A 14634-nucleotide genomic window follows, 5' to 3' on the forward strand; every position below is an offset into this window, starting at 1 on the left:
TGGCTAGCTTGGTTTTTTTTCAAGCTATTTTATTGCAAAATTGAGAAAAACACATACAAAACCACCCTTTATTTAACAAAATAAACAAATAAAATTAACAACCCAAACTTTGATAAGTGTTTTATTTCTATTGCTGAGGTAAGGCGCCCTACATCCTTGAACTGAATAAACGTTTATCGCAGTTATTATTGAGCGGCTATTATAGTTTATTTCTTAAATATAATATTGATTTAAAACAATGCCTTTAATTGTCAATTGCAATTTAAACCCGTATTTGCATTAAGCGCTTTAGTTTAGTCATAATTTTGCAATAATCATCAGCAATAATAGCCGCATTATTAGTCAACATAGTTTTATAAGCCCCCCATGAGCGAATCTATGGTGCAATTAACCTTTGCACTGCCGTCATTTGAAGATCCTATGTCTGCGGCATTAAGCCACAATATGGAATTTGAAACGCTGTCACTGCATGCTTCTAGCCAGCATCAAATTGCTTTGCAATGCGTTTTGCCTGAAGCGGCCCATGAAGATGATGTTATTTCGCTTAGCGCAACCTTACCCAATGCACGTGAAGCTCAGTACTACATAGAAAAAAAGCTCAGCCAGTATGATTTGGAACAAGGGCGGGTCACGCTTAGGTTAAACCAAATAGCGCATCGTCGTGGTTTTGTAATGCAAATGATTTTGCATGGTAAACACGGTACGTTAAAGAATAGTTTGCAGTTTGATATGCATATAAACCAATTTGGTAACGGATATACTGCGCCAATAAATACGATTGCGCCGCCTAAGCCACACCGTGTTCGTCAGTACCTTGCCAATATGGGGACTGCTTTAATCTCACTTTTCTAATTATTGTTATAAATTTTATCATTAAGTTTTAATTAATCGGCAAAGCTCACTTTACCCATGGTTATATCTAAAACTCCTTGCCTTTGATTTTCTGCACTTTGGCGCTGCCCTGCTAAACATTCATTTGCCAAAATAGCAAACAGCACCGCCTCTTTGGCATCGGGGTGAACACCTAAATCATCGGTATTCTTAAACGCCTTAATATTTGGGCAGTGCATTAGCAACTGCTCCATAAGTAGAGGATTATGAATCCCTCCACCACTGGCATATACCACACAATTTTGAGTATCTTTAGCACAGTCATTTAACGCCTTGGCAATCGTAGTGGCAGAGAGCGCATTTAATGTCGCCAACACATCTTCGTGGCTTAAATTTTGGGTTGCGGTGTGAGCTTGGGCAACGTGCAGAAAAGCTAAATTAAATACCTCAGGCCCCGTTGTTTTTGGCAGTGGTAATTTAAAAAACGCATTATCGCTGAGCGCTTTTAGCAGTTTTGCATTCACCTTGCCTGCTTTGGCAAGCTTTGCGCCCTCATCATAATGCATTCCTTTAAAATAATACTGTACATAGGCATCCATAATAGTATTGCCAGGTCCAATATCAGAACTGAATATAGCTGCAGTATCACTATTTTTAGGTAAAAATGTTAGGTTAGCAATGCCCCCCATATTAAGTAATATTCGGTTTTCATCAGGGCTGGCAAAAAACAAATAATCGCCATACACAGCCAACGGCGCACCTTCTCCACCAGCGGCAATATGCTTTTGTCTAAAATCTCCAACAGTGGTAATGCCTGTAGTAACGGCTATTTGGTCACTATCACCTATTTGCAAGGTGCCATGTTTAAAGCCATGGTGGTTATGCTGCGACTGCGGACAGTGATAAATAGTTTGTCCGTGACTGGCTATAGCATCAATACTCGCAGGGTCAATACCCCATGCAATCAAGCACTGATTAACCATCTCACCATGGAGTTTGCCCACCCAAGGGTGTAATAAAGTCAACACTTCTAAATCGCATTCGCGCTTGGCAAACACCTGCTTTATTTTACTTTTATACTCGTCGTTATATTCAACTGTAGTAAAATTTAACACCTCTATTTGTGTATGCAAACCTGCACCGGTTATTTTACATAGCGCCACATCTAAACCATCTAACGAGGTGCCACTCATTAAACCAATAATTAAACGGCTAGGCTTTTTAGCGCTATTGTAAAGTGCTTCGATATGAGGGTGCATTGAGAGACTCTGTCTGGGTGTTTTTTTTATTTTAAAAGAGTTTTAAGCAAAGTTATACCTGTATACACTTTAATTTTAATGAATGGGTTTTCATTGTTTAAGCGTTTAAAGCTTGCTAAGTTATTGGCTGATAATAACAAACTCATTTATAGCATGATCACTCTACGAGCATTTAAACAACACGATACCTGCCAAATAGTCACCATTTTGAATGATCATCAAGTAGCTCGCTATTTGTCCTCTAAAATTCCATTTCCTTATACCCAAGCAGACGCCCAGTGGTGGATAAACCATGGCTCAAAATTTGGCATCATTAAAGCCATCGAAGTTGACGGCCTGTGCGTTGGTTGTATTGGTGTTACTCCCGGTGAATTTGAGTATAGTCGCAATGGCGAAATTGGTTATTGGCTTAGTCAGCAATATTGGGGGCAAGGAATTATCACCCAAGCCATTAAGCTTATTTGCAAAGAAGCATTTGACAGTAGTGAGTTAAATAGAATCTTTGCTACGGTATTTTCAGGTAATATTGGCTCCATAAAAGCACTCACCAAAGCTGAATTTTCATTAGAAGCGCAACTCAAGCAAGCTATCTATAAAAACAACCAATTTTACGACGCTATTATTTTAAGCTTACTTAAAAACCATCAACCTAATCTAAATTAGAATAAATACTCTATGCAGGGTTGAATTAACACTCTCTCGCCCAAAGCTCGTGTATCAAGGTACAAATTTTGTCCGCCTATCCGCGCATTATTGTTTAGCAATGTATCGTTTTAAAGCTTAAACATTCGGTATATAGGTGGTTTTTTCACTCTATTTTGGAGATTTTTATGTCCACAACCAGCCGTCAATTTACTTTAGCATCGCGCCCACACGGCGCACCGACCAATGAAAACTTTGAACTTAAAAACGTAGAGCTGCCATCATTAAAGGATGGTGAAGTATTGCTGCGTACTATTTATTTGTCACTAGACCCCTATATGCGTGGCCGCATGAGCGATGCTAAGTCATATGCCGACCCGGTAGAAATTGGTGATGTAATGGTCGGTGCAACGGTTTGCCAAGTCGAATCATCTAAAAACGATACCTTTAGCGAAGGCGAATGGGTATTAGCATATACAGGCTGGCAAACTTACGCTATCTCAAACGGCGAGGGCTTAATGTCATTAGGCAAAGAGCCTAAAAATCCATCTTATGCACTCGGTATTATGGGTATGCCTGGTTTTACTGCCTACATGGGATTGTTAGATATTGGCGCACCTAAAGCAGGTGAAACTGTGGTCGTTGCAGCAGCAACAGGGCCTGTGGGGGCCACGGTTGGTCAAATAGCGAAAATTAAAGGCTGTAAAGTAGTAGGGGTTGCCGGAGACAGCGAAAAATGTACGCATGCTGTTAAAAATCTTGGCTTTGATGCCTGTATTGACCATAAAGCTGATGACTTTGCCGAACAATTAGAAAAGGCATGTGAGCAAGGCATTGATGTTTATTATGAAAATGTGGGCGGAAAAGTATTTGATGCCGTATTACCTTTGCTGAATACCTCAGCACGCGTACCTGTGTGCGGGTTAGTATCGCAATATAATGCCACCAGCCTGCCTGAAGGCCCAGATAGAATGGGCATGCTTATGGGTCAATTGCTTACTAAACGAATAAAAATGCAAGGCTTTATAATTTTTGATGATTACGGCCACCGCTATGACGAATTTGCCCAAGACATGCAACAGTGGCTACAAGATGGAAAAATTCAATACCGCGAACATCTTGTCGATGGGTTCGAAAAAACCATCAGCGCATTTAACGATATGATCAGTGGTAAAAACTTTGGTAAAACCGTAGTAAAAATTAACAGCCCACTATAATAACATTCATGCTGTGTTGTAATTCAGCACAGCCCAATAAGGAAGATAATGATTAAACTACACCACTTAAATAAATCTCGCTCTAAACGTATTATTTGGTTACTCGAAGAGCTTGAAGTTGATTACGAAATTGTTGCTTATCAGCGCAACACTGAAACTTTTTTAGCCCCTGATGAGCTTAAAAATGTGCATCCGCTGGGTAAATCACCGGTTATCGAAGATGACGGCTTAGTGATTGCCGAGTCTGGCGCTATCACAGATTATTTGATCACTAAATATGGCAAAGGTAAATTTGCACCAGCCACAGGTACTGCGGAATTTGTAGACTATCAGCAATGGCTTCACTTTGCCGAAAGCTCTGCTATTTTACCATTATTGCTGAAAATGTTTGTACAAAAAGATGGCGCTAAAACGCAATTTTTAGAGGGCTATGCCGATGCTGAAACCGCTAAAGTAATTAGCTATTTTAACAACCGCCTTGAAGGTAAGCGCTATTTAGTAGGCGACACCCTAACTGGTGCCGATTTCATGATGTCGTTTATTGTTGAAATAGTTAAAAACGCTGGCCAGCTTACACACTTTAAAAACCTTGTTAAATATGATGAGCAATTGCAAAGCCACGAGAAGTTTCATACTGCTAACGAGCTTGAAGCTAAATACGATTAACTGGTTAAACACGAATGAAGAAAGGGTCATAAGATCCTTTTTTTTATGATCACCCTTTGCAAAATTGCATTTTAAATACCCGCCAATTCTCGCTCAGTAATACACTCATCAGACGCCATTTCGAATTCTCGACACGTTAATGGGCGATTTTCGTAAATAGTACACATTAACGTGTTTCTATCGAGAGCTTGACACCAGCCATCGTCGCCACGCTTCATAACTTCACTGCCCCATTTGTCGTAATCAATATACTGAAAAGGCACACCGGTATCACTAACAATACGCACTTCTAATTGACAACAACACGCTTGGCAATTAGCGCATGTGATGGGTTCGTTAGTCGGGGTTATATTTCTTACAGGGATAACGTTGTGCGGCATAATGGCTTACTGTTTAGAATAAGCCATCAGAATACAGGAACTAATAGCAATTGCATTAAATTAATATAATTTATCGTGCCAGTAATATCGCTTTAGTTTCGCTGTAGCGCTGTTGCTCACACAGTGCAAAACCACTTAGCTGGCGTACCTTATTACGCGCAAATAGCGGCACACTCATTCCCGCTAAAAACCGACATTGGGTTTCAATGCCCACATTGTGCGCTCCTTTCGTTGCCATATGCGCCAAAAACTCATCCACCTTTTGATAGATAAGTGACTCATTAATCTCTGGTGGGGTGAGTGAATACTCAAGCTTGACCGCATGCCCACGGCACACACTACAATGCCCACATTGCTGTGGCGCATTCGCATCATCAAAATAACGGGCTAAGTTATAGCTTAAGCAAGATTGCAGCTCAAAAAAGCGTACTAGTGCAGCAATTCGTTTTATTTCAGCTTGCTCTTTATCGGTAAAATAATCGTGTAACTGCTGGGCAAGTTCGATGTTATTAATCACCTCGCTATGCACTTTGTACACTTGAGTAATACGTTTGGTTTCAAGGGTGATAAGGTTTTTTTCTGCTAGGTAATCAAGTGCGGCTACCACACGTTTACGGTCAACTTGCGCGGCTTGGGTCAAGCTATCAAAGTTAAGTGTACCCCATATTTTTTTAAAGTCGGTATGGCTAAATATTTGTGTTAAAAAGGCTTGGCGCTGCTGATCAAACTGGCTAAGTAACTCACTTTTATCAACCAAAAATTTATACTTAAAATCGGCGTAATACGCATACTGCGGGGTTATTGCGCCTTGCATTTCCAATTGTACCAGCAAGGTTTTAAGGGCAAGCTGGCGAATATTACTCTCGCTTGAAAGGCTATATTCTTGCATTTCCCATTGCTGTTGGGCTTGGCGAATATCGTTAATCACGTGCTCAATACCGCTGAGCTCTGGGGTATCGCCGTACACAAAATTTTCTACTGTGCTTAAGCCATCTAAATTAGCCAATGTATAACAATTGGAAGGGTTGCCATCACGCCCTGCACGACCAATTTCTTGGCTGTAGTTTTCAATTGATTTAGGTAAATCGTAGTGAATCACAAAGCGTATGTCTGATTTATCAACCCCCATGCCAAAGGCAATAGTGGCGACCACCACATTTATTTTACCCGCCATAAAATCATCTTGAATTTGCCCGCGTAAGGTATCTTCAAGCCCTGCATGATACGCCACCGCCTGCAGACCCTGTGCGCTTAACATATTGGCCACTTGCTCAGCACTTTGCTGCAGCGTGACATACACAATACCGGGGCCGGTTTGCGCACGGACAATTTTAGTAAGCTCAGTGTTTTTATCGGCAGTTTTAACACTCAGCACACTTAAATCTAAATTAGCGCGATAAAACCCCGTTTGAACAATACATTGTGGCTCAATAGCAAAGCGTTCTGCCATATCGCGTTTTACTTTTTTAGTGGCTGTGGCGGTTAATAGTAACACTAACGGAATATTTAGCTCTTCACGATAACGCGGTAGTTTTAAATAGTCGGGTCTAAAATTATGACCCCACTCAGATATACAATGCGCTTCGTCTACCACCAACATAGAAAGCGCTACTTGGCTAATAAACTCTCTAAAGCGTTCGTTTTTAAAGCGCTCAACCGATACCATTAACACTTTAACTTTACCACTGCGCACATCGTTCATTACGGTACTGCTTTGCATTTTATCTTGGCTTGAATCGAGGCTTGCAGCATAGATGCCTTTACTGTTTAAAAAGCTTATTTGATCTTTCATAAGCGCTAATAATGGCGATACCACTAAAGTTAAATGCGGTAAATGTAACGCGGTGAGTTGATAGCACAAGGATTTACCCGACCCTGTAGGAAATATCGCCAGTGATGATTGACCATTTAGCAGTTGCTCTATGGTTTGTTGTTGCCCTGCTCTAAACTGATTAAAACCAAAATGTTGCTCAAGAGACTGAACTAGCGAGGTACTCATAAAAGCGTCCTTTTTATGTCGGTGCCCATAAATGCTGTAAATGCGCATTAGATGAAATATTTGCATATAAGTATACAGCAAATGACGTGATTTTTTGCTGACATGCGTGTTATTTAGGCGCACAATATTACCTAAGTGATGCATTGCCAAAATAATTTTTTTGATACCCAAGTCATTTTAAAAATCAACGTACAGAAATTGCTTCGGTATATTATTTTTAAGGGCATAGTCATGGACAAAACCATACCAAAAATCGTCATCATAGGCGGTGGCGCTGGTGGGCTGGAGCTAGCAACTCAATTAGGGCACAAATTAGGAAAGAAGCAACACGCAAATATATTACTTATTGATAAAAACCGCACTCATATTTGGAAACCGTTATTACATGAGGTTGCAACCGGCTCTATTGATGCAGATTTAGATGGCGTTGTATACTCAGCCCATGCCGCCAAGCACCACTACAACTTCCAGCTTGGCACCTTTTGTAACCTCGATAACAATAATAAAACCATCACCTTAAGTCCCCTAAATGATGAATTAGGGCATCAAATTTTACCAAAACGAACTGTTCACTATGACCACCTTGTTATTGCTATAGGCAGTGTCAGTAATGACTTTAATACCCCTGGCATTAAAGAGCATTGCTTTTACCTTGATTCAAACCAACAAGCCGAACGCTTTCAACACGCCTTACTGGATAACTTTACTCGCCTTCATCAAGACGACGACCCATTGCATTCATTAAACATTGCTATTGTTGGCGGTGGGGCAACAGGTGTTGAGCTCTCGGCTGAGCTGTATCATGTTTCTGACTTACTCAAAATATACGGTCTAACCAATATGTCGGCTAAGCGCTTACACATACACTTGATTGAAGCGGGCCCCCGCATTTTACCTGCGCTATCTGAGCGAATTGCCAGCTCAGCCAAACGTGAGTTATTAAGATTAGGGGTTATCGTACGAGAAAACACCCAAGTTAAACAAGCAACCGAGCATGGCTTTATCACAAAAGGTGACGAGCAAATAAATGCAGATATTATGGTGTGGGCAGCAGGGGTAAAAGCCCCTGACTTCATTAAAGAGCTAGACATATTTGAGCTAACACGTAACAACCAAATAAAAGTGAATGATTACTTACAAAGTAACCTAGACCCACAAATATATGTGCTTGGTGATTGCTGCGCGTTTACTCAAGATAATGGGACACAAGTGCCACCACGCGCACAATCGGCGCATCAAATGGCGCAGTGCGTTGAAAAAAACCTGATTGCTACATTACGTGAGCAACCCCTTAAGAAGTTTGAATATAACGACCATGGCTCACTGGTAAATTTATCGCGCTACAGCACGGTGGGCAGCTTAATGGGCAACCTAACCAGTAGTAGTTTTTTTATTGAAGGTAAAATTGCTCGCTTTATGTATATTTCATTATACAGAATGCATCAGCGCGCTATTCACGGCAGTGCCAAAACCTTTGCTTTATGGATCAGCGAAAAGGTGCTGCGTGTTGTGCGTCCTAAAATGAAGCTGCACTAGCCAAGATTAAAGACAGTGCTAATTTAAGTTATCACTGTCTTTAATCTTTAATATTAGCTATATAAAGTACACAAAAATTTTAAGGAACAGGCTATGTCGGGTAAAACGCTTATTTTTAATTTTGATGGTACCGGCAGTGAACCCCGCGACGCAGACCAATTTAGTACTGAGCATTTTAAAGAAGACGCTAGTATTTCTAATATTTTAAAACTACATTTATTGCTCGGCGGTAAACTTGATGATTCACCCACCACCCCATTTTCCAAGCAATTAAGCTTTTATTACCAAGGCATAGGCACCAAGGGCAGTCGTTTAAAGCGAATTTTAAATCAAGCACTTGCCCCACGCTCTGATGACGTAGCCAGCATTTTAACTCACGCTATTAATGATTTTAAACAACACTACCAAAGCGGCGATACCCTACTGCTTACTGGTTTTAGTAGAGGCGCGGCCTTAGCACGGCGCTTTGCTAAATGTTTAGAACCATTAATAAATGAGCGAGTGTATTTGTGTGTGTTTGATACCGTCGCCTCAATTGGCCTGTCAAAGGTAAGTAAGGCTACCCGCGGTGCTGAACATGTTATTTTTGAAAACCATACCATTGCCAATAATGTCACTGAGGCATTGCACTGTGTTGCGCTTGATGAAAAACGTCGCGCCTTTGAGCCCACATTAATGAACCAACAAGCCAACATTACCGAGCTGTGGTTTGCAGGAGCTCATTCCGATGTGGGAGGTGGCTACTATCGCGATGGGCTTGCCGATATTTGTTTGCGTTATGCACTTGAATGGCTTATTGCTCAACCGCTGTCAGTTTCATTGCTAACCAGCCATGACATAGACTACGAAAGTCTTTTACCTGAGAGTAACTTGGTTGCCCAAGACGATGTGACGGTTATTCCCGATCCACTGGCGCTGAGTCATCAGCAACATTACTTTTGGTTAAACCCATTTTTTAAACTTGTTGATAGGCAGTGCTGTGTATTAATTGACGATGAAATAAGCCACATCGCTCCATTAATACATCACAGTGTTGCGCAGCGAATTAATAAATTAACTAGCTACCGCCCTGAATCGTTAAAAAACTTACATTATAAAATGATTTACAGTGACGACAGCACACTAAACTTTATCGGACTCAGTAGCCATATAATGCTCGCCAACCAAAATATGAGCTTACTGAGTGTTAATCAAAGCCAAGATGTGATGGTGTACGCCAGCGAAACTTATAACGCCACCGGCTTAATGCTTGCCCAAGGTGCCACCTATCGCTTTACACCTTATCCTAATCAATATTGGTATGACGATGGTGTAAAGTGCTCTCCTTCTGGTTGGCATCGCGATAACGTGCAACTCGGTGTAAAAGAAATCCCTATGGCATTACTTGAGCCATTTAGGCGTTTAGCTATGGCGCAGTGGTTTAGTTTAATAGGTACAATTGGTCAAAGCGATGAACATGCATTTGAAATTGCCGAAGGCGTTGAAGTAACCATTAAAAAATCGGGGGAATTTTGCCCATTTGCTAATGATTTAAATCGTTTTTATGGGGCGAATGCTGGCAGGATAAAGCTCAAAGTAACGCGATTAAGCTGATAAATAACCCATATAATCAGTGCACTTTATACTGCAAAGTGCACTGAGCTAGGGATAGCTGGTGGACGTTATTGTTTTTTCATTTTATGGCCTTTCACGGCATAAAATAATATAAATAAGTAACAGGGTAACAATACAGAGTAACCTGTTTGTAGCGAGGTAAAACCACTTAGTAAGCCCCATAGCACTGGACCAAATGCGCCGCCTGCTATACCCATTACTAACAGTGCTGAGCCCGTGCTGGTTAGTTTACCTAACCCTGATAACGCTAGTGGGAAAACCGCTGGCCAAACAATGGCGTTTGCTAAGCCTAAAAAGGCAATTAGTAGTAAAGCGTCTGGTAAATTAGCGCCTCCTAAAGGCACCAGTATGGCGTTGGCAATAACAAACGATTGCGCATCAATAAACAAAATACACACGGTGATCACAATACCCAATACTGCCGATGCTGTTAAGGCCGCTTGCTGAGAGATAAATTTAGGGATAAGCATAATACCTAAAATATAACCAAACACCATAAACATCATAGTGTATGAGGTCATTACCCCATAGTTTTCAACACCCAGCGATAGTGCAAAAGTACCTATGGTATCGCCAGCAATAACCTCTACGGCAACATATAAAAAGATAGCAATAGCACCTAACACTAAGTTTGGATGAGAGAGTGTTTCACGAATTTCACTTTTATCGTTTATTGCTTCAACTTCATCATTGATAAGTTCTGGCAGCGGCGACTTTTTAACAGCAAAAGCTAATAAACCAATAAATATAGCCATGCCTAAGTAAGGTAAAATAAGGCCGTTGGCCATATCGTCAACTTGCTCTTGGCTCAGCTCAGTGCCTACCGTACCGGTAAAATTGCTTAAAATTAAGGCGGTAAATACCATCGGAGAAATAACCCCTGCGCCTTTATTTAAAATCCCCATAATACTAATACGTACAGCAGCCGATTCTTCTGGCCCTAAGCGCACCACATACGGGTTAACCGCGGTTTGTAATAAGGTTTGCCCTGCGCCCATTACTAACTGGGCTAATAAAAATAAAGGAAAAAACTGTGACATAGCAGCAGGAATAAACATTAAGCCTGCTAACATCATACAGCCCATACCCAATGCCATACCGTTTTTATAGCCAACCTTCTTGATCAATACTGCCGAGGGCAGCGCAGTAAATGTAACCGCAATATAAAAGGAAAATAAAATTAACGACCCTTGAAATGGAGTTAACTGTAAAATTTGACTTAAGTACGGCATTAACGAGCCATTAAGCCAAGTAGCAAAGCCCAGTATAAAAAATAATACCGCAACAATGGCCATTGGGACCACGCTACTATTTTTGGACGTATCCATAACATTGGTTGTCATGTTATTTTCCTTTATTTATATTTATTATGTTGTTAACAAACCTGAGCGCCGCCAATCCACGTGCTAATGACTTGTTGTTGTGTGTTTAATTGTACAAAATCTGCTGGGCTACCCAGTACTAATCGCCCGTGTGTGGCAGGCAACTTTAAATACTGAGCAGGGTATAAACTGGCCATATTCAGCGCTAGCGCTAATGGCTGCTTTAAATGAGTTACAGTGTTTCTAACTGCGGTTGCCATATCAAGCGCAGAGCCGGCCAACTCACCGGTTGTAGACGTGAGCTTACCATTATCTAAGTTGACAGTTCGGTCAAAAAAAGCAAATTGAGTGTCATCTGTTCCCACTGGTGGCATCGCATCAGTAACTAAAAATACGCGCCCCATTGGTTTTGCTTTTAATGCCAGTTGGCATGCGGCGTAATCAACATGATGGCCATCAACAATTAAGCCACAGTAAGTATCATCATTTAATAATGCACACCCTACTACACCCGGCTCACGCCCTTGTAATGGCGACATAGCATTATACAAATGCGTAAACCCGGTTGCTCCAGCATCAACGCCTTGTTGAGCCTGTGCAAAGCTAGCGTTGGTATGGCCTAAGCAAACCTGAATTCCTAAATCACGCATTTTGGTAATATCGCTTGGTAGTACATTTTCAGGCGCTAAGGTTACCACGACTTTACCTAAATCTTGGCGAGATAACACCTGCCATTCTTGTTCAGAAATAGGACGAATAAAATCAGCGCTATGAGCGCCCTTTTTTGCCACTGATAGGTGCGGGCCTTCAAAGTGAATGCCAATAATACCGGGAGTCTGCTGGGCTATCGCCTGAGCAATTACATCGGCTGCTTGGCGCATGACTTCTACGGTGTCAGTAATTAACGTTGGCAGCATAGCGGTTGTGCCATATTTGGCATGTGCCAGCAGTATTTTTTTAACCCCAGCAACACTGCTAGTACGGTTAAACAATTCACCGCCGCCGCCATTAACTTGAATATCAATAAAACCAGGTGCAACTAACCCCGTTAGGTACTCGTCTGCCTGCTGTACGTTATCATCTATTGCCGTAATAATACCCGCATCAACGCTGAGCACTTTATCGTTAACAAAGTGCTCGCCATCAAAAAACTGGGCTACATGAATTCGTTTAACTGACATTTATAATGTCCTTGTTACTTTTTTAAGCCCCTTTGGCTCATCAGGATTAAAACCACGGCTTAATGCCACTTTTGCCACATCAAGATAAAAGCGCTGTAATACTAAAAATGGCGCTAATCGCGGGTGTACTTTAATACCTTGTTGATTAAGGCTAATTACTTGTGCACCGCGCTTTTTAACCTCAGCAATTTGCTGCTGATGTGACTCTTTGGTTTCATCATCAACCGAACAATCTAAAATCACTAACCCTTGCTCAACCAAGGTCACCGGGCCATGTAAAAACTCCGCACTACTAAATGACTCAGCATGAATAGCACACACTTCTTTAAGCTTAAGTGCCATTTCTTTTGAGATAGAAAATCCTAAACCACGTGCCAATACCACCATATTCTTAATATTTGCAAACTCAGTAGGTTGTAGCTGAGTTGGCGAATCTATAATGGCATTAAGCGCACTAGGTAACTCGTTAAGCGATTGTAATAATGACTCATTTTGCGTCCAATTAGCAACAATATGTACCAATGCCGACAACGTTGCCAAATAGCTTTTTGTTGCCGCCACCGAAATTTCATCACCGGCTTTAAGAGGTACAAAATCATCGACAATATCTTGCAATGGCGACGCTTCATCGTTAACCAACGCAATACAATAAGCGCCCGCCTCTTTAGCCATTTTTGCCTGAGCTAGAATATCTGGGCTGCGTCCTGATTGAGAAATAACAATTACCACGGCGCCTTCCAGCTTTAATGTTTTACCATATACACTCGCCACTGAGGGCGCAGCTGAACTGACCGGTACACCCGCTTCAATTTCAATTAAATACTTACCAAAAACGCCAGCATGATCAGATGAACCGCGACCAATCATCATAACTACTTTAGGGGCCATATCGCGAAGCTTATGACCAATTTTTTCCACTAAAGGTTGGTTGGCAATAATTTGCTTTTCAATAACATTTGGCGTTTGCGCCGCTTCTTTTTCCATTAGTGTGTTAAACATCATAACTCCTGGCTGCTGTAATTAACGTGCTGTTGTTTAGCGTAAAGTACAGACCCCATTTCTGGTGACGATAATGGGGCTGATAAAATAGCTTGTATGTCTGGATCTAACCATGTTGTCATCACGGTTGATAAACCACCAATAAACGAAAGCCTTGGTGGGTTTTTATCTAATAATTGTCGTGCAATGTCGCTTAAATAAGCGCCACCTTCTTTTAAAATAGCAATTGCTGTGGCATCGTTCGCTTGTGCGGATTGAAAAACACAACCTGCAAGTTGCGCAAAAAAGGCGGCGGGTTTATTGGCAATCACTTCAACAAGTTGCATCGCATCACTGACTTCTAAATACTTCATTAACAAATTAGTAAGCGCACCACTTGGGATTAAATTATCTAGGCTAAGCAGCACATACTGACACGCAGTAAAGCCAATCCAAGCACCACTGCCTTTATCACCGTGTGGAAAGCCATGACCGCCAATCATAAACGATTGGCCATTAACGTATGAAAATCCACACGAACCAGTGCCAGCAATCATCACTGCGCCATCGCCGCCCTGATGAGCGCCCATACAAGCAATGAGTAAATCAGTAGTTAAGTGCATAGTTTTAAATGGGTGTTGCCACTGCATCATTTGATTGTGCAAACTTGGTAAGTTAACCCCTGCTAAACCAACCCCTGCAATAAGCTCAGATAAAGGCGTATCTTTAAGCCCTGCATCTTGTAATGCTAAACGCACTGATTGCTCAATAGAATGAGTTGCTTGATTAAACCCATGTAACGGGTTACCTGGGCCTGACACGCCGGTGCCGACTATGTCATTACAGCTATTGACGATAATTGCTTTACATTTAGTGCCGCCGCCATCGATCCCCACAAAGAGTTGATTGTTTTTAATATTGTTGGTGATCATTTTTGCCTCTTAAGTTGTTCGACCGTTTTGCAAAACACTAAAATAAAACCGGACTGTCATACTGTATGAATCTTATA

General features: G+C 41.4%; 13 protein-coding genes. 6 read left to right on the forward strand and 7 right to left on the reverse strand.

What is annotated here, in order from left to right:
* The first annotated feature begins 366 nt into the window (after positions 1-366).
* A complete protein-coding gene (locus tag BW139_RS04195; protein WP_076918795.1) occupies positions 367-852 on the forward strand; it encodes a hypothetical protein in 486 nt (161 codons plus the stop codon).
* 32 nt (positions 853-884) lie between these two features.
* On the opposite strand, the gene BW139_RS04200 is transcribed toward BW139_RS04195, so the two are convergent.
* Positions 885-2090: an anhydro-N-acetylmuramic acid kinase gene (locus tag BW139_RS04200; RefSeq protein WP_076918796.1), complete on the reverse strand. Its 1206-nt coding sequence runs from the start codon at positions 2088-2090 to the stop codon at positions 885-887.
* 153 nt (positions 2091-2243) lie between these two features.
* On the opposite strand from BW139_RS04200, the gene BW139_RS04205 reads away from it, so the two are divergent.
* The 3 genes from BW139_RS04205 to BW139_RS04215 all read left to right on the forward strand — a co-directional run bounded on the left by BW139_RS04205 (position 2244) and on the right by BW139_RS04215 (position 4615).
* Positions 2244-2753, forward strand: coding sequence for a GNAT family N-acetyltransferase (locus BW139_RS04205; protein WP_076918831.1), 510 nt, complete (start codon positions 2244-2246; stop codon positions 2751-2753).
* A 167-nt stretch (positions 2754-2920) separates the two neighbouring features.
* Positions 2921-3949, forward strand: a complete 1029-nt coding sequence (locus BW139_RS04210; RefSeq protein WP_076918797.1) for an NADP-dependent oxidoreductase — start codon at positions 2921-2923, stop codon at positions 3947-3949.
* A gap of 48 nt (positions 3950-3997) precedes the next feature.
* Positions 3998-4615: a glutathione S-transferase family protein gene (locus BW139_RS04215; protein WP_076918798.1), complete on the forward strand. Its 618-nt coding sequence runs from the start codon at positions 3998-4000 to the stop codon at positions 4613-4615.
* A 71-nt stretch (positions 4616-4686) separates the two neighbouring features.
* Here BW139_RS04215 and BW139_RS04220 read toward each other — a convergent pair whose 3' ends face one another.
* The gene (locus tag BW139_RS04220) at positions 4687-4995 is read right to left on the reverse strand and encodes a YkgJ family cysteine cluster protein (RefSeq protein ID WP_036985260.1); all 309 of its coding nucleotides are present in this window, start codon (positions 4993-4995) and stop codon (positions 4687-4689) included.
* Between the two features lie 70 nt (positions 4996-5065).
* On the reverse strand, positions 5066-6994 hold the full coding sequence (locus BW139_RS04225; protein WP_076918832.1) for an ATP-dependent DNA helicase RecQ: 1929 nt from the start codon (positions 6992-6994) through the stop codon (positions 5066-5068).
* Between the two features lie 231 nt (positions 6995-7225).
* Here BW139_RS04225 and BW139_RS04230 point away from each other — a divergent pair, with 231 nt between their 5' ends.
* Both BW139_RS04230 and BW139_RS04235 read left to right on the forward strand, forming a co-directional pair.
* Positions 7226-8530 carry an NAD(P)/FAD-dependent oxidoreductase gene (locus BW139_RS04230; RefSeq protein ID WP_076918799.1) on the forward strand — a complete coding sequence of 435 codons (1305 nt, stop codon included), beginning with the start codon at positions 7226-7228 and terminating at the stop codon, positions 8528-8530.
* A gap of 93 nt (positions 8531-8623) precedes the next feature.
* Positions 8624-10123 (forward strand): DUF2235 domain-containing protein, encoded by a 1500-nt coding sequence (locus BW139_RS04235; protein WP_076918800.1) that lies wholly within the window; start codon positions 8624-8626, stop codon positions 10121-10123.
* Positions 10124-10191: 68 nt separating this feature from the next.
* On the opposite strand, the gene nagP is transcribed toward BW139_RS04235, so the two are convergent.
* Genes nagP through nagK form a run of 4 tightly spaced genes read right to left on the reverse strand, consistent with a single transcriptional unit; the run spans position 10192 to position 14557 of the window.
* Positions 10192-11487, reverse strand: a complete 1296-nt coding sequence (gene nagP, locus BW139_RS04240; protein WP_076918801.1) for an N-acetylglucosamine MFS transporter NagP — start codon at positions 11485-11487, stop codon at positions 10192-10194.
* 32 nt (positions 11488-11519) lie between these two features.
* Positions 11520-12647 (reverse strand): N-acetylglucosamine-6-phosphate deacetylase, encoded by a 1128-nt coding sequence (gene nagA / locus BW139_RS04245; protein ID WP_076918802.1) that lies wholly within the window; start codon positions 12645-12647, stop codon positions 11520-11522.
* Positions 12648-13646 carry a glucosamine-6-phosphate deaminase NagB-II gene (nagB-II, locus tag BW139_RS04250; RefSeq protein ID WP_076918803.1) on the reverse strand — a complete coding sequence of 333 codons (999 nt, stop codon included), beginning with the start codon at positions 13644-13646 and terminating at the stop codon, positions 12648-12650. It abuts the gene before it with no gap.
* Positions 13646-14557 (reverse strand): N-acetylglucosamine kinase, encoded by a 912-nt coding sequence (gene nagK, locus BW139_RS04255; RefSeq protein ID WP_076918804.1) that lies wholly within the window; start codon positions 14555-14557, stop codon positions 13646-13648. The genes nagB-II and nagK overlap by 1 nt, the downstream gene beginning before the upstream one ends.
* Positions 14558-14634: the final 77 nt, after the last annotated feature.

It is taken from the genome of Pseudoalteromonas sp. SK18 (assembly GCF_001974855.1).
Taxonomy (GTDB): domain Bacteria; phylum Pseudomonadota; class Gammaproteobacteria; order Enterobacterales; family Alteromonadaceae; genus Pseudoalteromonas.

Excerpts from the sequence above, each read along its gene's own strand:
- nagA (WP_076918802.1), bottom strand. The coding sequence starts at position 12,647 with ATGTCAGTTAAACGAATTCATGTAGCCCAGTTTTTTGATGGCGAGCAC.
- BW139_RS04210 (WP_076918797.1), top strand. The coding sequence starts at position 2,921 with ATGTCCACAACCAGCCGTCAATTTACTTTAGCATCGCGCCCACACGGC.
- BW139_RS04220 (WP_036985260.1), bottom strand. The coding sequence starts at position 4,995 with ATGCCGCACAACGTTATCCCTGTAAGAAATATAACCCCGACTAACGAA.
- BW139_RS04235 (WP_076918800.1), top strand. The coding sequence starts at position 8,624 with ATGTCGGGTAAAACGCTTATTTTTAATTTTGATGGTACCGGCAGTGAA.
- BW139_RS04205 (WP_076918831.1), top strand. The coding sequence starts at position 2,244 with ATGATCACTCTACGAGCATTTAAACAACACGATACCTGCCAAATAGTC.
- nagB-II (WP_076918803.1), bottom strand. The coding sequence starts at position 13,646 with ATGTTTAACACACTAATGGAAAAAGAAGCGGCGCAAACGCCAAATGTT.
- BW139_RS04215 (WP_076918798.1), top strand. The coding sequence starts at position 3,998 with ATGATTAAACTACACCACTTAAATAAATCTCGCTCTAAACGTATTATT.
- BW139_RS04230 (WP_076918799.1), top strand. The coding sequence starts at position 7,226 with ATGGACAAAACCATACCAAAAATCGTCATCATAGGCGGTGGCGCTGGT.
- BW139_RS04195 (WP_076918795.1), top strand. The coding sequence starts at position 367 with ATGAGCGAATCTATGGTGCAATTAACCTTTGCACTGCCGTCATTTGAA.
- nagP (WP_076918801.1), bottom strand. The coding sequence starts at position 11,487 with ATGACAACCAATGTTATGGATACGTCCAAAAATAGTAGCGTGGTCCCA.
- nagK (WP_076918804.1), bottom strand. The coding sequence starts at position 14,557 with ATGATCACCAACAATATTAAAAACAATCAACTCTTTGTGGGGATCGAT.
- BW139_RS04200 (WP_076918796.1), bottom strand. The coding sequence starts at position 2,090 with ATGCACCCTCATATCGAAGCACTTTACAATAGCGCTAAAAAGCCTAGC.
- BW139_RS04225 (WP_076918832.1), bottom strand. The coding sequence starts at position 6,994 with ATGAGTACCTCGCTAGTTCAGTCTCTTGAGCAACATTTTGGTTTTAAT.